12 protein-coding genes and 1 pseudogene are annotated in these 18,138 nt (G+C 72.0%); 8 read left to right on the top strand and 5 right to left on the bottom strand.

All coding sequences use genetic code 11. The annotated features are described in order from the left end of the window. Positions 1-30: 30 nt before the first annotated feature. The gene (locus tag ACZ41I_RS16810) at positions 31-2,394 is read left to right on the top strand and encodes a SpoIIE family protein phosphatase (protein ID WP_468514472.1); all 2,364 of its coding nucleotides are present in this window, start codon (positions 31-33) and stop codon (positions 2,392-2,394) included. A 212-nt stretch (positions 2,395-2,606) separates the two neighbouring features. Here the strand turns inward: ACZ41I_RS16810 and lon are convergent, their stop codons facing one another. From lon to ACZ41I_RS16825, 3 genes are all read right to left on the bottom strand, one after another. Further along, a complete protein-coding gene (gene lon, locus ACZ41I_RS16815) occupies positions 2,607-5,027 on the bottom strand; it encodes an endopeptidase La (RefSeq protein WP_399764523.1) in 2,421 nt (806 codons plus the stop codon). Between the two features lie 88 nt (positions 5,028-5,115). Continuing rightward, positions 5,116-5,682: a TIGR03086 family metal-binding protein gene (locus ACZ41I_RS16820; RefSeq protein WP_468514473.1), complete on the bottom strand. Its 567-nt coding sequence runs from the start codon at positions 5,680-5,682 to the stop codon at positions 5,116-5,118. 72 nt (positions 5,683-5,754) lie between these two features. Next, complete coding sequence (locus ACZ41I_RS16825) at positions 5,755-6,582, bottom strand: rhomboid-like protein (protein ID WP_468319319.1); 828 nt, start codon at positions 6,580-6,582, stop codon at positions 5,755-5,757. Positions 6,583-6,777: 195 nt separating this feature from the next. Here ACZ41I_RS16825 and ACZ41I_RS16830 point away from each other — a divergent pair, with 195 nt between their 5' ends. The 4 genes from ACZ41I_RS16830 to ACZ41I_RS16845 all read left to right on the top strand — a co-directional run bounded on the left by ACZ41I_RS16830 (position 6,778) and on the right by ACZ41I_RS16845 (position 13,526). Beyond that, positions 6,778-7,458 (top strand): spermine/spermidine synthase domain-containing protein, encoded by a 681-nt coding sequence (locus ACZ41I_RS16830; protein ID WP_468514474.1) that lies wholly within the window; start codon positions 6,778-6,780, stop codon positions 7,456-7,458. Positions 7,459-7,571: 113 nt separating this feature from the next. Then, positions 7,572-8,312: a response regulator transcription factor gene (locus tag ACZ41I_RS16835; RefSeq protein ID WP_351623052.1), complete on the top strand. Its 741-nt coding sequence runs from the start codon at positions 7,572-7,574 to the stop codon at positions 8,310-8,312. Beyond that, a complete protein-coding gene (locus tag ACZ41I_RS16840; protein ID WP_363214438.1) occupies positions 8,309-9,424 on the top strand; it encodes a HAMP domain-containing sensor histidine kinase in 1,116 nt (371 codons plus the stop codon). The genes ACZ41I_RS16835 and ACZ41I_RS16840 overlap by 4 nt, the downstream gene beginning before the upstream one ends. A gap of 301 nt (positions 9,425-9,725) precedes the next feature. Beyond that, entirely contained in the window at positions 9,726-13,526 is a 3,801-nt protein-coding gene (locus tag ACZ41I_RS16845; RefSeq protein WP_363214439.1) for a multifunctional oxoglutarate decarboxylase/oxoglutarate dehydrogenase thiamine pyrophosphate-binding subunit/dihydrolipoyllysine-residue succinyltransferase subunit, read from the top strand. 81 nt (positions 13,527-13,607) lie between these two features. Here the strand turns inward: ACZ41I_RS16845 and ACZ41I_RS16850 are convergent. Further along, positions 13,608-13,952: pseudogene (locus ACZ41I_RS16850) on the bottom strand (FxSxx-COOH system tetratricopeptide repeat protein); the annotation flags it as partial. Positions 13,953-14,602: 650 nt separating this feature from the next. Here ACZ41I_RS16850 and ACZ41I_RS16855 point away from each other — a divergent pair. The 3 genes from ACZ41I_RS16855 to ACZ41I_RS16865 all read left to right on the top strand — a co-directional run bounded on the left by ACZ41I_RS16855 (position 14,603) and on the right by ACZ41I_RS16865 (position 16,944). Beyond that, positions 14,603-14,782 (top strand): DUF6104 family protein, encoded by a 180-nt coding sequence (locus tag ACZ41I_RS16855; protein WP_003992906.1) that lies wholly within the window; start codon positions 14,603-14,605, stop codon positions 14,780-14,782. A 172-nt stretch (positions 14,783-14,954) separates the two neighbouring features. Then, positions 14,955-15,896, top strand: coding sequence for a DUF4097 family beta strand repeat-containing protein (locus ACZ41I_RS16860; protein WP_468514475.1), 942 nt, complete (start codon positions 14,955-14,957; stop codon positions 15,894-15,896). 1 nt (position 15,897) lies between these two features. Then, on the top strand, positions 15,898-16,944 hold the full coding sequence (locus tag ACZ41I_RS16865) for a PadR family transcriptional regulator (RefSeq protein ID WP_399764511.1): 1,047 nt from the start codon (positions 15,898-15,900) through the stop codon (positions 16,942-16,944). Positions 16,945-17,061: 117 nt separating this feature from the next. Here ACZ41I_RS16865 and ACZ41I_RS16870 read toward each other — a convergent pair whose 3' ends face one another. After that, positions 17,062-18,027 carry a zinc-binding dehydrogenase gene (locus tag ACZ41I_RS16870; RefSeq protein WP_363214443.1) on the bottom strand — a complete coding sequence of 322 codons (966 nt, stop codon included), beginning with the start codon at positions 18,025-18,027 and terminating at the stop codon, positions 17,062-17,064. Positions 18,028-18,138 lie beyond the last annotated feature (111 nt).

Genomic DNA, 18,138 nt, shown 5'->3' on the forward strand with positions numbered 1-18,138 from the left:
AGCCTGCCGAACTGGGCGAGATGAGCGGCGATGGAGCGACAGTCGACGTACACGGCCACGGCCACCATCGATGAGCAGGGCATTCTCACGGGTTGGAGCGAAGGCGCACAGCGGCTGCTCGGTTATGACTCCCCGGCCGTCGTCGGACGGCCCGCCACCGTGCTGCTCGCCGCCGAGGTCTCGGCGGCGCGCCGGGTCCTGGCCGGCCGCGAACGCTGGAACGGCACCGTGCCGCTGCGCCACCGCGACGGCCGGCGGCTGGAACTGGGGGTGCTCGCGCACCGCCGGACCTCGGCCACCGGAGTCACCGACTGGCTCGTGGTGAGCGCCGTGACGGCCCGGTCGCAGCCGCCCCGGGGCGAACCACTGGAGGAGTGGACGTTCCTGCAGTCCCCCTTCCCACTGGCGATCTTCGACGCCGATCTGCGGCTGGTGCGCGCCAACCGCCGGATGGAACACGCCCTCGCCCTGCCCGAGGCCGCGATGCGCGGACTGCGGCTGCCGCACATCGCGCCCGGCGCCGCGAGCGAGGAGGCCGACCGGTCGATGCGGCTCGCGCTGGAGTCCGGCCGGCCGCAGGAGGCCACGGCCGGGCTCGGCGCGGAAGGGGGCGGAACCGCCGTGCTCACCCCGCTGAAGGACGCCGGCGGCCGGGTGCGCGCGGTCTGCCTGTCCACGCAGGCGCCCGGCCAGGACGCCGCCGGCCCGTCACAGGCGGCGGACGAGAGCAGCTCGCGCGTCGGCCCGGCGGCGGACCAGGCGCGTGCCGCGCAGGAACTCGGCGAGGTCACGGTCCCGCGGCTCGCCGACGTCATGGCGGTCGACCTGCTGGACTCGCCCCGCGACGCGGACGAGGAGCCCGAGCAGCCCGGTCCCGTGGTGCTGCGCCGCGCCGCGCTGCGCGCCGTCCCGGACGGCCACGGACCCGCCTACGGCGCCGGCCCGGGCGAGGCGGTCGTCTGCCCGGTGGACTCCCCGCCGGCCCAGTGCCTCGCGGCGAGCCGGCCGCTGCTGTACGACACGACGGACCCGGTCGTCGCCGAGTGGGCGGCGGTGGACCCGGGCGCGGCGTGGCTGCGCGCGTCCGGGACGCGTTCGCTGCTGGCGGCGCCGCTGCTCGCCCAGGGCAGCGCGCTCGGCGTGGCGCTCTTCGGCCGGCGCCCCGACCGGGGGCCGTTCGGCCCGGAGGAGCTGCGGCTGGCCCAGGAGTTCACGGCCAGGGCGGCCGCCGGCATCCGGCAGACCCGGGGCTTCGCACGGGCCCGTACCACCACCATGGCCCTCCAGCAGAGCCTGCTCCCGCACACGCTGCCCGACCAGGCGGCCCTGGAGATCGCCACCCGCTATCTGCCCGCCGCGGCCCGGGCCGGCGTGGGCGGCGACTGGTTCGACGTGATCCCGCTGTCCGGGGCGCGGGTGGCGCTCGTCGTGGGCGACGTGGTGGGCCACGGCATCCGCGCCTCGGCCACCATGGGCCGGCTGCGCACGGCCGTGCGCACCCTGGCCGACGTCGATCTGCCGGCCGACGAACTCCTCACCCACCTCGACGACCTGGTACTGCGGCTCGCCGCCGACGAGGGCAGCGCGGACCCGGCCGCCGATACCGCCGGCGGTATCGGCACCACCTGTCTGTACGCCGTCTACGACCCGGTCTCGCGCCGGTGCACGCTCGCCCGGGCCGGCCATCCGCCGCCCGCCGTGGTCACGCCGGACGGCGCCGTACGCTTCCTCGACGTGCCCGCGGGGCCACCGCTCGGGCTCGGCGGGCTGCCCTTCGAGGCCAGCGAGACCGAACTGCCCGAGGGCAGCCTGCTCGCGCTCTACACCAACGGGCTCTTCGAGGCCCGTGAGCACGACATCGACGAGGCGCTGGACAAGATGTTCGCCGCGCTCGGCCGGCCCGCGACCACGCTGGACGCCGTCTGCGACCGGGTGCTGACCGAGCTGCTGAGCCACCGCCCCGACGACGACATCGCGCTGCTCGTCGCCCGCACCCGGGTGCTGCACGAGGACCGGGTCGCCGCCTGGCAGCTGGCGGACGACCCCACGGACGTCTCGCGGGCCCGCCGCCTGGCCTGCGATCAGCTGTCCGTGTGGGGACTGGACGAGGCCGCCTTCCCCACCGAGCTGATGGTCAGCGAGCTGGTCACCAACGCCATGCGGTACGGCCGCCCGCCCATCCGGCTCCGGCTGATCCACCAGGACTCGACCCTGATCTGCGAGGTGTACGACTCCAGCGGCACCACCCCGCACATGCGGCGCGCCCGCATCTTCGACGAGGGCGGCCGGGGCCTGCTGCTGGTCGCCCAGCTGGCCGACCGCTGGGGCACCCGGCACGACCGGGTCGGCAAGACGGTGTGGGCGGAGCAGTCTCTGGCCGGCGCCGCGGGCTGACCGGCCGCTGCCACCGTCGCCCCACGGCCGCCGTTGCCGCAGCTCGCGCAGGCGCCGGCGCAGAGCCCGACGGCGGCGGCCGGCCTCCGGCGCGGACCGGCGGCCGAAGGCGTCGTCGCGCGTGCACGGCGGGGCGAGCAGCCCGAGCGGGTACGGCGAGGGCCCGGGCCTCCCTCACGGGACCCGGGCCCTCCCTCATCCGGCAGCGTCCGTCACGCCGCCACCGGAACCTCCGGCGCCGCGCCGTTCGTCGCGGGCGCGAGCGCCAGCTCCAGAACCTGGCGGACGTCGGTCACGGTGTGGACGTCCAGCTTGTCCAGCACCTCGGCCGGGACGTCGTCCAGGTCGGGCTCGTTGCGCTTGGGGATGATCACGGTGGTCACCCCGGCGCGCTGTGCGGCGAGCAGTTTCTGCTTCACGCCGCCGATGGGCAGGACCCGGCCGGTCAGGGAGACCTCGCCCGTCATCGCCACGTCCGTGCGCACGAGCCGTCCGCTCAGCAGGGACGCCAGCGCCGTCGTCATCGTGATGCCGGCGCTCGGGCCGTCCTTGGGGACCGCGCCCGCCGGGAAGTGGATGTGCACACCCCGGTCCTTCAAGTCGCCGACCGGGAGCTCCAGTTCGGCTCCGCGGCTGCGCAGGAAGCTCACCGCGATCTGGGCGGACTCCTTCATCACGTCACCGAGCTGACCGGTCAGGGTCAGGCCCGCCGCACCCGTCTCCGGGTCGGCGAGGGACGCCTCCACGAAGAGGACGTCACCGCCGGCGCCGGTGACCGCGAGGCCGGTCGCCACACCCGGGACGGACGTACGGCGCTCGGCCGGGTCCTGGGCGGACTCGGGCACGTGGCGCGGACGTCCGATCAGGCCGCGCAGGTCCTCGTCCCGGACGGTGAAGGGCAGTTCCCGCTCGCCGAGTTCGTGCTGGGCCGCGACCTTGCGCAGCAGGCGTGCGATCGAGCGCTCCAGGGTGCGCACGCCGGCCTCGCGCGTGTATTCGCCGGCCAGTTTGCGCAGGGCGCTCTCGTCCAGGGCGACCTCGTCCCTGCCGAGTCCCGCCCGCTCCAGCTGGCGCGGGAGCAGGTGGTCACGGGCGATGACGACCTTCTCGTCCTCGGTGTAGCCGTCCAGGCGGACGATCTCCATACGGTCGGCGAGCGCCTCCGGGATGGCCTCCAGGACGTTGGCGGTGGCCAGGAAGACCACGTCCGACAAGTCGAGTTCGACCTCCAGGTAGTGGTCCCGGAAGGTGTGGTTCTGCGCCGGGTCCAGGACTTCGAGCAGGGCCGCGGCCGGGTCGCCGCGGAAGTCGGAGCCCACCTTGTCGATCTCGTCCAGCAGGACCACCGGGTTCATCGACCCGGCCTCCTTGACGGCGCGCACGATCCGGCCGGGCAGCGCGCCGACGTAGGTACGGCGGTGGCCGCGGATCTCGGCCTCGTCGCGGACGCCGCCGAGGGCCACGCGCACGAACTTGCGGCCCATGGCGTGGGCGACGGACTCGCCGAGGCTGGTCTTGCCGACACCGGGCGGGCCGACCAGGGCCAGTACGGCACCGCCGCGCCGGCCGCCGATCACGCCGAGCCCGCGCTCACTGCGCCGCTTGCGCACCGCGAGGTACTCGGTGATGCGCTCCTTCACGTCCTGCAGACCGGCGTGCTCGGCGTCCAGGACCGCCTTGGCCCCCTGGATGTCGTACACGTCCTCGGTGCGGGAGTTCCACGGGAGTTCGAGGACCGTGTCCAGCCAGGTCCGGATCCAGGAGCCCTCCGGCGACTGGTCGGAGGCCCGCTCCAGCTTGTCGACCTCCTTCAGGGCGGCCTCGCGGACCTTCTCCGGCAGGTCGGCGGCCTCCACGCGGGCCCGGTAGTCGTCGGACTCCTCGCCCTCCGACTCGCCGTTCAGCTCGCGCAGTTCCTTGCGGACGGCCTCCAGCTGGCGGCGCAGCAGGAATTCCCGCTGCTGCTTGTCGACGCCCTCCTGGACGTCCTTGGCGATGGTCTCGGCCACGTCCTGCTCGGCGAGGTGGTCGCGGAGCTGCTGCGTGGCGAGCTTCAGCCGGGCCACCGGCTCGGCGGTCTCCAGCAGTTCGAGCTTCTGTTCGGTGGTGAGGAACGGCGAGTAGCCGGAGTTGTCGGCGAGCGCGGAGACGCCGTCGATGGCCTGGACCCGGTCCACGACCTGCCAGGCGCCGCGCTTCTTCAGCCAGGTGGTGGCGAGCGCCTTGTATTCCTTGACGAGGTCCGCGACCTGACCCGGCAGCGGGTCGGGGACGTTCTCGTCGATGCGGGCGCCCTCGACCCACAGGGCCGCGCCGGGGCCGGTGGTGCCGGCGCCGATCCGCACGCGGCTGCGGCCGCGGATCAGAGCCCCCGGGTCACCGTCGGCCAGCCGGCCGACCTGCTCGACCGTGCCCAGCACACCGGTCTTCGCGTACGTGCCGTCGATACGGGGCACCAGCAGCACCTTGGGCTTCCCGGGCGCGGACCGGGCGGCGGCCTGTGCGGCCTCCACCGCGGCCCGCACCTCGGCGTCGCTCAGGTCCAGCGGAACCACCATGCCGGGCAGCACGACCTCGTCGTCGAGCGGCAGCACGGGCAGGACGAGCGTGAACGCCGGTGACTCAGTAGCCATGATCTCCCCTTCGGCAGTCAAGTTGAGCTATGCCGACTCAACTGCTGGGGGTCTGCCGGTGTTCCCTTCAGTTGTTCGCTGTGAGCGATCAACAAGTACTGCGGCCCAGGAAGGCCAGGAGGCGGATGTGCGGCGCCGCGTCCGCCGGTGCCGGGAGCTCCGGGCCGAAGACCCCCGGCACCCGGAACGAGTCGAAGTCCGGCGTCTGCCGCATCGTCGTGAGCAGGTGCTCGCACAGGTCCTCGTCCAGGAGGGACTCGCCTCCGGTGGCGACCGCGATGTCGACCCCGTGGACACAGACCTCGGTGAGGTGGACCAGTGCGGCGACCGGGCCGGGCAGGGGGCCGAGCGCGATGCGGACCGTGGTGTCGAGGGCGCCGGGGCGGGTCCAGGCCGCGAGGTCCGCCGCTGCTGCCGCCCGGTACGCGGCCTTCGGGTCCTCGCCCAGCCAGTCGTCCTCGTGCGCCCGGCCCGGCTCGGTGCCGTTCAGGAGGGCGGCGAAGATGTGCATACCGCCCACGGTGTGGTTGAGGACGGTGTGAACGTCCCACGGTTTGCAGGGCGTCGCGATCCGCCACTGGGTGTCGGCGACGGCGTCCACCACGCGGCCGGTCACCTCGACCGCCCATTCGATCCGGGCAACGACATCCGTCATGTGGTCCTCCCCCTGTCCCGCCGGAGCCCTGTGCTCCGACCGCAGCACAGGGCTACACCATCGAGCGGGTGTTCACAGGGGAACCGGGGAAACCGCCGGAAGGCGCCGGCGTCGGACGAGCGGCCAGCCGCCGACGCCGATCGCGAGGGCGATCAGGTGGCCCCAGTTCGTCATCGGGTCCTCGAAGGCGATCAGGTCGTTCAAGAGGAGGCCGGTCGCCAGGGCGAGTACGGGCCAGCGGAGCCAGGGGCTCAGGAGGCCGGCCAGGGCGCCGGTGCCGGCGGCGACGCCGAAGCTGATGCCGTAGTCGAGGCGGTGCAGCGAGGTGGGGGGAAGGTGGCCGAACAGGACGGCCAGGCCCACCGGCACCTCGGTCGCGAGGGTGGCCAGGACGTGCCCCGCCAGGAAGACGCAGGCCGCCCGCACACCGCCTATGCGCCGTTCGAGCGCGGTGAGCACCAGCACGAACGCGAGCGCGTACGGCGACAGGACGCCGCCCGCGATCCACAGGGCGCTCGCCAGCAGCACCAGCACGGGTGTGCGCACCAAGTGGGCCACGTCCGTGCTGGAGTTCTGGTAGAGGGTGTGCACCAGGCCCGGGTCGGCCATGGCCGCGACCGCCGAGGTGACGGCCAGGACGGCGCCGTAGGAGAAGGTGAACGGGGTTCCGGTGGGCGTGGGCAGCAGGCGCCACAGCCGCGGGACCCGCAGGGCGGGGCGCGTGTCGGCGGGGGTGGGTGCGGGGTCGCGGGCGGGGACCGTGGCGTGCCGCTGGCGCGGCATGCCGTCCAGCAGGTCCGCGAGCGCGGGTGCCGGGACGGCGACACCGCCGTCGGTGAGCGGAGCGCCCGCCAGGGGCGCGGACGCGGCCGATGAAGGCCCCGTCGCGATCGGTTCCACGGTGTGGCGCTCCTTCCTTCGCGCCCCACCCTTCGCGTTGCGCGGGCCGCTGTCTATGACCGACGCCACGCGAGGGCGGATTCACAGCAACCTCTCACGTACCGGCTGCGTCCGCCCCCGGCCCGGTGCCGAGAGCGTGCGCGTGTCATCCGCAATTCCGGTGCAGGTCATGGCGTGTTCAAGCAGGATGGGGGCATGACTGCTGCCGTGTACGACTCTCCCGTGGTCCTCGACCGGCGTGACGGCCCGTACGGCGAGGTGGTGCTGCGCCGGCACGGATCGCTGCTGCAGATCATCGCCAACGGCTGTTTTCTGATGGACACCTCCGACGGCCGCTCGGAGCGGCTGCTGATGGACGCCGCGTACGACGCGCTGGACGGACGGCCGGAGCCGGATGTGCTGATCGGCGGGCTGGGCGTGGGATTCTCACTCGCACATGCGGCAGCGGATCCCAGGTGGGGACGGATCACCGTGGTGGAGCGGGAACCCGCCGTCGTCGACTGGCACCGGAACGGGCCGCTGGCGGAGGTGTCCGCCGGTGCGCTCGGCGATCCGCGCACCGAGATCGTGCAGGAGGATCTCGTGACGTTCGTCAATGAGACATCCGACACGTTCGACGCGCTCTGCCTGGACATCGACAACGGCCCCGGCTGGACGGTCACGGACGACAATCACAGCCTCTATGCGCCGGCCGGACTCGCCGCCTGCGCAAGGGCGTTGAGACCCGGTGGAGTGCTGGCCGTGTGGTCCGCCGAGCCCTCTCCGGAATTTGAAGGAACCATGCGGAATGCCGGGTTCCGGCAGGTGCGTACCGAAGAGGTCCCCGTTGCCCGGGGCGTTCCGGACGCCGTGCACCTCGGGGTCCGACCTGGATAGCGACAGCACGGCGGATCCCCGTAATGTGCTGCCCTGACGCGGATCATTCAAGCGTCAATCGCAGACATGGGATCACCCCACTGGTTCCGGAAAGCAACAAGCAGGGGCGGGCGATGGAGCAGACACACACCTCCCAGAGCGGCGCGGCGACGACCACCCCGGGCGCACAGCGCCGGGTCCTGGTCGTCGAGGACGACCCCACGATCGTCGACGCCATCGCGGCCCGGCTGCGCGCCGAGGGATTTCTCGTGCAAACCGCGACGGACGGCCCGGCCGCCGTCGACACGGCCGAGGCCTGGCAGCCCGATCTGCTGATCCTCGACATCATGCTGCCGGGCTTCGACGGCCTGGAGGTCTGCCGGCGGGTGCAGGCACAGCGTCCGGTGCCGGTGCTGATGCTGACCGCGCGGGACGACGAGACGGACATGCTGGTCGGTCTCGGGGTCGGTGCGGACGACTACATGACCAAGCCGTTCTCGATGCGGGAGCTGGCCGCGCGGGTGCATGTGCTGCTGCGGCGGGTGGAGCGGGCGGCCCTGGCCGCCGCGACGCCGCGCAGCGGGATCCTGCGGCTCGGCGAGCTGGAGATCGACCACGCGCAGCGCCGGGTGCGGGTGAAGTCCGAGGACGTCCACCTGACGCCCACCGAGTTCGACCTGCTGGTGTGCCTCGCGAACACCCCGCGTGCGGTGCTCTCCCGGGAGCAGCTGCTGGCCGAGGTGTGGGACTGGGCGGACGCCTCCGGCACCCGTACGGTCGACAGCCACATCAAGGCGCTGCGCCGGAAGATCGGCGCCGAGCGCATCCGCACCGTGCACGGCGTGGGATACGCGCTGGAGACGCCGACTCCATGAGCGGCGCCGGGCGCCAGGCCGCACGGAGGAGCCCCGGGGAGGACCCCTGGGGCGGCGTACGCCCGTTCTCGATCAAGACCAAGCTGGGTGCGCTCGTCGTCATATCGGTGCTGATCACCACCGGACTGTCGATCGTCGCCGTGCACACCAAGACCGAGCTGCGCTTCATCACGGTCTTCTCGATGATCGCCACCCTGCTGATCACGCAGTTCGTGGCGCATTCGCTGACCATGCCGCTGGACGAGATGAACACGGTGGCGCGGTCGATCTCCGAGGGCGACTACACCCGCCGGGTGAGCGAGGGCCGCCGGGACGAGCTGGGCGACCTGGCCCGGACGATCAACGTCATGGCGGACGAGCTGGAGGCCCAGGACAGCCAGCGCAAGGAGCTGGTCGCGAACGTCTCCCACGAACTGCGCACCCCCATCGCCGGGCTGCGCGCCGTGCTGGAGAACATCGTCGACGGGGTCACCGAGGCCGACCCCGAGACCATGCGGACGGCCCTGAAGCAGACCGAGCGGCTCGGCCGGCTGGTGGAGACCCTGCTGGACCTGTCCCGGCTCGACAACGGCGTCGTCCCGCTGAAGATGCGGCGCTTCGAGGTGTGGCCGTATCTGTCGGGCGTGCTGAAGGAGGCCAACATGGTGGCCTCGGCGCGCGCCGGCATCGCCTCCGGCTCCGGCAGCCACACCCGCACCGACGTCCATCTGCACCTGGACGTCTCCCCGCCGGAGCTGACCGCGCACGCGGATCCCGAGCGCATCCACCAGGTCGTCGCCAACCTGATCGACAACGCGGTCAAGCACAGCCCGCCGCACGGCCGGGTGACGGTGAAGGCGCGGCGCGGGCCGCAGCCGGAGTCGCTGGAGCTGGAGGTCCTGGACGAGGGCCCGGGGATCCCGCGATCGGAATGGCACAAGGTGTTCGAGCGGTTCAACCGGGGCGCGGCGACCCGGCCGCACGGCCCGGGCAGCGACGGCGGTACGGGCCTCGGTCTGGCGATCGCCCGCTGGGCGGTGGATCTGCACGGCGGCCGGATCGGAGTGGCCGAATCCGAGCGCGGCTGCCGGATCATCGTCACTCTTCCGGGACTGACTTCCGCCCCGAGTTGACGTAAAGTCCGATCCGGAAGCACAAGATCCACGACGGTCGCTGCCGTTCCGTGCAGCTGGACACGTGTGATCAGGGCAGGCCCGCGCCACCCGTCGAACGAAGGCGCGCCGGGCCGGCGCCGGTGCACCCTCCCACATGCGGAACCACGCTTGTTTCCCGCCATATCAAGCCCTGAAACAAGATTTCCGATGTGACTTACACGACGATGACCTTGCTCGACCTGACCTTCCCCGCCATGGAGGCGTAGCCTTTATTCCCGCTGTCCATCACCTTGTGAAGCGGAAGAGGGCGGTTGCCGCCGTGTCGCCACAGTCCCCCAGTAACTCGAGCATCTCGACCGACGACCAAGCCGGGAAGAACCCCGCTGCCGCGTTCGGTCCGAACGAGTGGCTCGTCGACGAGATCTATCAGCAGTACCTCCAGGACCCGAATTCGGTAGACCGCGCCTGGTGGGACTTCTTCGCCGATTACAAGCCGGGTGCTCCTGCCTCCCCGGCTGCGGCGGGTACTGCGGCCGCGGGGGCCGCAGAGACCACCTCCACGGCCCCCCAGGCCCAGCCCGCGGCCCCGGCCCCCCAGGCCGCCGCCCCGGCTCCCGCAGCCCCGAAGCCCGCTGCGGCTCCCGCGCCCGCGGCGAAGGCCGCGGCCCCTGCCCCGGCCAGGCCGGCGACGCCCGCACAGGCGCCGGCCCAGCCCAAGGCGAAGGCCGCCCCCGCCGCCGAGGCCCCCGAGGGCCCGGAGCTGATCACGCTGCGCGGCCCGGCCGCCGCCGTCGCGAAGAACATGAACGCCTCGCTGGAGCTGCCGACCGCCACCTCGGTCCGCGCCGTCCCGGTGAAGCTGCTGTTCGACAACCGCATCGTCATCAACAACCACCTCAAGCGCGCCCGCGGCGGGAAGATCTCCTTCACGCACCTCATCGGGTACGCGATGGTGCAGGCCATCAAGGCCATGCCGTCGATGAACTGGTCGTTCGGCGAGAAGGACGGCAAGCCGACCCTCGTCAAGCCGCCGCACGTCAACCTGGGCCTCGCCATCGACCTGGTGAAGCCCAACGGCGACCGCCAGCTCGTCGTGGCCGCCATCAAGAAGGCCGAGACGCTGAACTTCTTCGAGTTCTGGCAGGCCTACGAGGACATCGTCCGCCGCGCCCGTGACGGCAAGCTGACGATGGACGACTTCACCGGTGTCACGGTCTCCCTGACCAACCCCGGCGGCCTCGGCACCGTCCACTCGGTCCCGCGTCTGATGCCCGGCCAGTCCGTGATCATGGGCGTCGGCTCCATGGACTACCCGGCGGAGTTCCAGGGCACCAGCCAGGACACCCTGAACAAGCTCGGCATCTCGAAGGTCATGACGCTCACGTCGACCTACGACCACCGGGTCATCCAGGGCGCCGCCTCCGGCGAGTTCCTGCGCCAGGTCGCGAACCTGCTGCTCGGCGAGAACGGCTTCTACGACGACATCTTCGAGGCGCTGCGCATCCCCTACGAGCCGGTCCGCTGGCTCAAGGACATCGACGCCAGCCACGACGACGACGTCACCAAGGCCGCCCGCGTCTTCGAGCTGATCCACTCCTACCGGGTCCGCGGCCACGTCATGGCCGACACCGACCCGCTGGAGTACCGCCAGCGCAAGCACCCCGACCTGGACATCGTCGAGCACGGCCTCACCCTGTGGGACCTGGAGCGCGAGTTCGCCGTCGGCGGCTTCGCCGGCAAGTCGATGATGAAGCTGCGCGACATCCTCGGCGTGCTGCGCGACTCGTACTGCCGCACCACCGGCATCGAGTTCATGCACATCCAGGACCCGAAGCAGCGCAAGTGGATCCAGGACCGCGTCGAGCGCGGCCACTCCAAGCCGGAGCGCGAGGAGCAGCTGCGCATCCTGCGCCGGCTGAACGCGGCGGAGGCCTTCGAGACCTTCCTGCAGACGAAGTACGTCGGCCAGAAGCGGTTCTCGCTGGAGGGCGGCGAGTCCGTCATCCCGCTGCTGGACGCGGTGATCGACTCCGCGGCCGAGTCCCGCCTGGACGAGGTCGTCATCGGCATGGCCCACCGTGGCCGCCTGAACGTGCTGGCGAACATCGTCGGCAAGTCGTACGCGCAGATCTTCCGCGAGTTCGAGGGCAACCTCGACCCGAAGTCGATGCACGGCTCCGGCGACGTGAAGTACCACCTGGGCGCCGAGGGCACCTTCACCGGCCTGGACGGCGAGCAGATCAAGGTCTCGCTGGTGGCCAACCCCTCGCACCTGGAGGCGGTCGACCCGGTCCTGGAGGGCGTCGCCCGCGCCAAGCAGGACATCATCAACAAGGGCGGCACGGACTTCACGGTCCTGCCGGTGGCGATCCACGGCGACGCGGCCTTCGCGGGCCAGGGCGTGGTGGCCGAGACCCTGAACATGTCGCAGCTGCGCGGCTACCGCACCGGCGGCACGGTCCACATCGTCATCAACAACCAGGTCGGCTTCACCGCGGCCCCCGAGTCCTCGCGTTCCTCCATGTACGCGACGGACGTGGCCCGCATGATCGAGGCCCCGATCTTCCACGTGAACGGTGACGACCCCGAGGCCGTGGTCCGCGTCGCGCGACTGGCCTTCGAGTTCCGCCAGGCGTTCAACAAGGACGTGGTGATCGACCTCATCTGCTACCGCCGCCGCGGTCACAACGAGTCGGACAACCCGGCCTTCACCCAGCCGCTGATGTACGACCTGATCGACAAGAAGCGCTCGGTGCGCAAGCTGTACACCGAGTCCCTGATCGGTCGCGGTGACATCACCCTGGAAGAGGCCGAGCAGGCGCTGCAGGACTACCAGGGCCAGCTGGAGAAGGTCTTCACCGAGGTCCGCGAGGCCACCGCGCAGCCGGCCGCCGCCGGCGCCCAGGCGCCGCAGGACGGCTTCCCGGTCGCGGTGCCGACCGCGGTCTCCGCCGAGGTCGTCAAGCGGATCGCCGAGTCCCAGGTCAACGTCCCCGACTCCATCACCGTCCACCCGCGGCTGCAGCCGCAGCTGCAGCGCCGCGCGACGATGGTCGAGGACGGCACGATCGACTGGGGCATGGGCGAGACCCTCGCCATCGGCTCCCTGCTGCTGGAGGGCACCCCGGTGCGCCTGGCGGGCCAGGACTCCCAGCGCGGCACCTTCGGCCAGCGCCACGCGGTGCTGATCGACCGGGAGACCGGCGAGGAGTACACCCCGCTGCAGTACCTCTCCGAGGACCAGGCGCGGCTGAACGTCTACAACTCCCTGCTGTCCGAGTACGCCGCGATGGGCTTCGAGTACGGCTACTCGCTGGCCCGTCCCGAGTCGCTCGTGATGTGGGAGGCGCAGTTCGGTGACTTCACCAACGGCGCGCAGACGGTCGTGGACGAGTTCATCTCCTCGGCCGAGCAGAAGTGGGGCCAGACCTCCGGTGTGGTGCTGCTCCTGCCGCACGGCTACGAGGGCCAGGGCCCGGACCACTCGTCCGCGCGTCCGGAGCGGTTCCTGCAGCTGTGCGCGCAGAACAACATGACGGTCGCCATGCCGACGCTGCCGTCGAACTACTTCCACCTGCTGCGGTGGCAGGTGCACAACCCGCACCACAAGCCGCTGATCGTCTTCACCCCGAAGTCGATGCTGCGTCTGAAGGCGGCGGCGTCGAAGGCGGAGGAGTTCACGAGCGGCGAGTTCCGTCCGGTCATCGGCGACGCGTCGATCACCGACCCGGCGGCCGTGAAGAAGGTCGTCTTCTGCGCCGGCAAGGTCTACTACGACCTGGAGGCCGAGCGGGTCAAGCGCGGCGCGACCGACACGGCGATCATCCGCATCGAGCGGCTGTACCCGCTGCCGGGTGCCGAGCTCCAGGCGGAGATCAAGAAGTACCCGAACGCCGAGAAGTACCTGTGGGCGCAGGAGGAGCCGGCGAACCAGGGTGCCTGGCCGTTCATCGCGCTCAACCTGATCGACCACCTGGACCTGGCGGTCGGCGCGGACGTCCCGCACGGCGAGCGGCTGCGGCGCATCTCGCGTCCGCACTCCTCGTCCCCGGCGGTCGGCTCCGCCAAGCGTCACCAGGCTGAGCAGGAGCAGCTGGTGCGTGAGGTTTTTGAGGCGTAAGCCCTGAAAGCAAGGGCCCGGTACCGAGTTCCCACTCGGTACCGGGCCCTTCGCGTTGTCAGTTCGCCGTCGGTTCGCCTCGGGTTCGAAGTCCCAGTAGGGGCGGTTGCGGGAGCGGGCCGAGAGGGTGTGGACGTGCTGGGGGCCCAGCGTGGCGGCGAGGTCGGAGAGGGTGAGGGGGGCGCGGCCGAGGGTCTCGGTGGCCCTGAGGCTGGTGACCCTGCTGAATTCGGCGGCGGACTCGGGCTCGCCGACGAGGTTGCGCAGGGCCGAGGCGTTGATGGCACAGCCCAGGGTGTGCGGGTGGCTCTCGCCGAGGGCCGCGGTCATCCCGGCCGGCGCCTCCTCGATGACGGCGTGCGCGTGTTCCCGCTCGCCGACGCTGCGCAGCACCAGGGCGTGGTTGGCGCGGGCCCCGATCAGGAAGCTCGGAGCCGTCCGGTGCGCCCCCGTCGTACCGCTCTGTCGTTCCGCGCCCACGACGCCGCCGCCCCCGCGCCCCCGAACGCCGGTCGACGCGCCGGTGCGGGGTCCCTGGACGGCGGAAGGCGGGGGCGCGTTGCCGGGGATGCGGGAGCCCCGGGACGGGGCGGGCGGTGTGTCCGCGTCCGGCGGACCGTCCCCGTGCCAGGTCACCGTCCCCGTGCCTGGTCAGGGTGACCGTGAGGGCGGCCCTGGCCTCGCCGTCCGCGAGCGACTGGAGGCTCTAGACGCTCGCCTCCACCCGTTCGGCGAACCCGGTGTCCGTGTACGACAGTCCCCCCGGCGCGGGCCCCCCGGCGGCGCGGACAGTTCCTCGGCCCCCGATATCCGGGACCACACCGGCGTGCCGTCCGGCAGCTGGATCCGCGCCACCCGCGTCGACCCCGCATTCCTCGACTCCGCGTCCGTCATGCTCCCCCGTCCGCTCGCCCCGTCGGGACCGCGCGTCCGCCGAGCCGGACGGCTGCCTATTATTTTCCTGTTCTTGCCAGGCTCCTCAGGCGGAAATGCGGCATCTTCCACCTCTCACAGGTTGAGGGTTCTTCCCGCCCGGGAGCGGCCCTACCCCTGCACTGAACGACGGAGCGGCATCCATGTACTTCACCGACCGAGGAATCGAAGAACTGGAGAAGCGGCGCGGCGAGGAAGAGGTCACCTTCGAGTGGCTCGCCGAGCAGCTGCGTACGTTCGTCGACCTGAACCCCGACTTCGAGGTACCGGTGGAACGGCTCGCGACCTGGCTGGCCCGCCTGGACGACGAGGACGACGAGTAGGCCCGGCAGCGCGCCCCGCCACCCTCCTCCGGCATACGCACCACGCCTGCCGCTCCCACGAACGGGTGTCTTGACTTTCCGTGGCCGCGATATATCGTGAAACGAGGAAGACGCGATATGGCGTGTCGCTACGGCGTTCGGTCTGCGCCGCGCCGTACCCGAGGAGGTCCTCATGCCCGAGTGGTCCGTCACCGAGCCCCAGAAGCTGACCTTTGACACCCGCGTGAGCGACCTCCAGGTCCGCGTCGTCAACGGAACGGTGAACGTGGTGGGCACGGACGAGGGCTCCGCCCGCCTCGAAGTCTCGGAGATGGACGGCCCACCCCTCGTGGTCACCCAGCAGGGCGACACCCTCACGGTGGCCTATGACGACCTGCCCTGGAAGGGCTTCCTCAAGTGGCTCGACCGCAAGGGCTGGCGGCGCAGCGCCGTGGTCTCCCTGACGGTCCCCGCCGACACGCGCGTGGAGGTGGGCGTGGTCGGCGCCGGCGCGGTCGTCTCCGGCATCCGCGGCCCCGCGGTGGTCAAGGGGGTGACCGGCGACACGACCCTGGTCGGCGTCTCCGGCCCGGTCCGCGCGGACACCGTGTCGGGGAACCTGGAAGCCCAGGCGGTCACCGGCGACCTGGCCTTCAAGTCCGTGTCCGGAGACCTGACGGTGGTCGACGGCTCCGGCCGGTCCGTCCGTGCGGACTCCGTCAGCGGCTCCATGATCGTCGACCTGGACCCGGACGGCCCCACGGAGGTCAACCTCACCAGCGTCTCCGGCGAGATCGCCATCCGCCTGCCGCATCCGGCGGACGCCGAGGTGGAGGCGAACACCGCGAGCGGCACGATCTCCAACGCCTTCGACGGACTGCGGGTGCACGGCCAGTGGGGCGCCCACAAGATCACGGGACGCCTGGGTGCGGGCACGGGCAGACTCCGGGCCACCACGGTCTCCGGCTCGATCGCCCTGCTGCGCCGCCCGTCGCGCGAGGACGAGGCGGAGACCGCGGCGGACGCCGGGCCCACCGAGCCGCCGCGCGACCCCGCCGCGGCCCCGGATGCGGCCCCGCATGCGGCCCCGCATGCGGCCCCGGGCAACGGCACGACCGACAAGAAGGTGCTCTGACATGCCCCCCGTCTTCGCCCACGGGCGCCTGCGCCTGTACCTGCTCAAGCTGCTCGACGAGGCCCCGCGCCACGGCTACGAGGTGATCAGGCTCCTTGAAGAACGCTTCCAGGGGCTGTACGCCCCCTCTGCGGGCACGGTCTACCCCCGGCTGGCCAAGCTGGAGGCGGAGGGCCTGGTCAGGCACACCACGGAGGGCGGCCGCAAGGTGTATGCCATCACGGACGCCGGCCGTGCCGAACTGGCCGACCGCAGCGGCGAGTTGGCCGACCTGGAGCTGGAGATCCGCGAGTCGGTCGCGGAACTGGCCGCCGAGATAAGGGCCGACGTGCGCGGTGCGGCCGGTGACCTGCGCCGCGAGATGCGCGCGGCCGCGTCCGAGGCCCACCGGAGCACCAAGACGGGCGCGGGCACGGCGGGCCCCTCCGGGGAGTACGGCGACCTCGCCGACAAGGAGGCCTGGCGGGTCGCCAAGGAGGAGATGCGCCGTGTCAAGCAGGAGTGGAAGGAGCAGGCCCGCCGGGCCAAGGACGAGAGCCGCCGGGCCCGCGAGGAGGCCCAGCGGGCCCGTCGCCAGGCCCAGGAGGCGCAGGCGCGGGCGCGGGCCCAGGCGCAGCAGGAGATGCAGCGCATCGCGCGCCAGGTCCAGGATCGCGTCCAGGACCACTTCGCGCACGGTGACTGGCCGACAGGCGTCCGCGAGGGCCTGTCCGAACTGGCCAGGGAGCTCGGCGACTTCGGCAAGAACTGGGGCTCCTCCCGCACCCCCGAGGAGCCGGCGCCCAAGTCCGCCGCCACGGTCGAGGACCTGCACTACGTCCCGCCCACCGAGGACTTCCCGGCCGGGTACGAACCCTCCTGGGCGCACGAGGACCTCACCGGCGACCCGGTCCGTGACCTGGACCGCCTCCTGGACCGCTTCCGCGACGACATCCGCGACGCGGCCCGCGACCACGGCGTCACCCAGACCCAGCTCCGCGACGCCCGCCGCCACCTGTCGACGGCGGCGTCCCACATCGGCGCCCTCCTGCGGTCACCGAGACCCTGACGGGAGGCACGGCCGCCGGTGCTCCGGCGGCAGCCCGTGGCCGCTCGCCGGCACCGGTGCGCAAGGGGCGGGCCCGGACACCCGGACCCGCCCGTGAACCGCCCGAAGCGGGAGACCTCAGGACGTGGTGAGCACGATCTTTCCGAACTGCTCGCCGGAAGCGAGCCGTTCGAAGCCCTCACGGGCGCGGTCCAGCGGCAGCTCCTCGTCGATGACGGGCCGTACGCCGGCGGCGGCGCAGAAGGAGAGCAGGTCCTCCAGCTCCTCCTTGGTACCCATGGTGGAACCGACGACCTTCAGCTCCAGGAAGAAGATCCGGGTCAGCTCGGCATGCGAGGGCCGGTCCCCGCTGGTGGCACCGGAGATGACGATCGTGCCGCCGGGCCGCAGGGACTTCACCGAGTGGGACCAGGTCGCGGCGCCCACGGTCTCGATCACGGCGTCCACCCGCTGCGGCAGCCGCGCTCCGGACTCCACGGCCTCCACGGCCCCCAGTTCCAGGGCCCGCTTGCGCTTGGCCTCGTCCCGGCTGGTGGCGAAGACACGGAGCCCGGCCGCCTTGCCGAGCACGATCGCGGCCGTGGCCACACCGCCGCCCGCACCCTGCACGAGGACGGAGTCACCGGGCCGTACCCCGGCGTTGGTGAACAGCATCCGGTACGCCGTCAGCCAGGCCGTCGGCAGACAGGCGGCCTCGGCGAAGGACAGCTCCTTGGGCTTGGGCAGGACGTTCCAGGTCGGCACGGCGACCTGTTCGGCGAAGGTGCCCTGGTAGCGCTCGGTGAGGATGGAGCGCGGCTCGTTCGGGCCGACGCCGTGGCCGGTCTGGCCGATGACGGAGTGCAGGACGACCTCATTGCCGTCCTCGTCGACGCCGGCGGCATCGCAGCCCAGGATCATGGGCAGCCGTTCCTCCGGGAGGCCGACGCCCCGCAGGGACCAGAGGTCGTGGTGGTTGAGGGAAGCGGCCCGCACATGGATGGTGCTCCAGCCGGGCCGGGCCTCGGGGGCCGGACGCTCCCCCAACTCCAGGCCGGTGAGCGGCTGGTCGCGGTCGATTCGGGCGGCGTAGACAGCGAACATGCAGCCGACGATAGGCGTGCTGATCAGCCGACGGAACCGCGAGGGCCTGTGACACTTGCCCTCTTGCGCAGGGACACCCATCCAGCGCAGGCGCCCCCGACGCCGCCGAAG

This window comes from Streptomyces sp. NPDC030799 (genome assembly GCF_055572255.1).

Bases quoted from the DNA above. Each gene is read 5' to 3' on its own strand.
- ACZ41I_RS16810 (WP_468514472.1), top strand. From the start codon at position 31: ATGGAGCGACAGTCGACGTACACGGCCACGGCCACCATCGATGAGCAG.
- lon (WP_399764523.1), bottom strand. From the start codon at position 5,027: ATGGCTACTGAGTCACCGGCGTTCACGCTCGTCCTGCCCGTGCTGCCG.
- ACZ41I_RS16820 (WP_468514473.1), bottom strand. From the start codon at position 5,682: ATGACGGATGTCGTTGCCCGGATCGAATGGGCGGTCGAGGTGACCGGC.
- ACZ41I_RS16830 (WP_468514474.1), top strand. From the start codon at position 6,778: ATGACTGCTGCCGTGTACGACTCTCCCGTGGTCCTCGACCGGCGTGAC.
- ACZ41I_RS16835 (WP_351623052.1), top strand. From the start codon at position 7,572: ATGGAGCAGACACACACCTCCCAGAGCGGCGCGGCGACGACCACCCCG.
- ACZ41I_RS16840 (WP_363214438.1), top strand. From the start codon at position 8,309: ATGAGCGGCGCCGGGCGCCAGGCCGCACGGAGGAGCCCCGGGGAGGAC.
- ACZ41I_RS16855 (WP_003992906.1), top strand. From the start codon at position 14,603: ATGTACTTCACCGACCGAGGAATCGAAGAACTGGAGAAGCGGCGCGGC.
- ACZ41I_RS16860 (WP_468514475.1), top strand. From the start codon at position 14,955: ATGCCCGAGTGGTCCGTCACCGAGCCCCAGAAGCTGACCTTTGACACC.
- ACZ41I_RS16865 (WP_399764511.1), top strand. From the start codon at position 15,898: ATGCCCCCCGTCTTCGCCCACGGGCGCCTGCGCCTGTACCTGCTCAAG.
- ACZ41I_RS16870 (WP_363214443.1), bottom strand. From the start codon at position 18,027: ATGTTCGCTGTCTACGCCGCCCGAATCGACCGCGACCAGCCGCTCACC.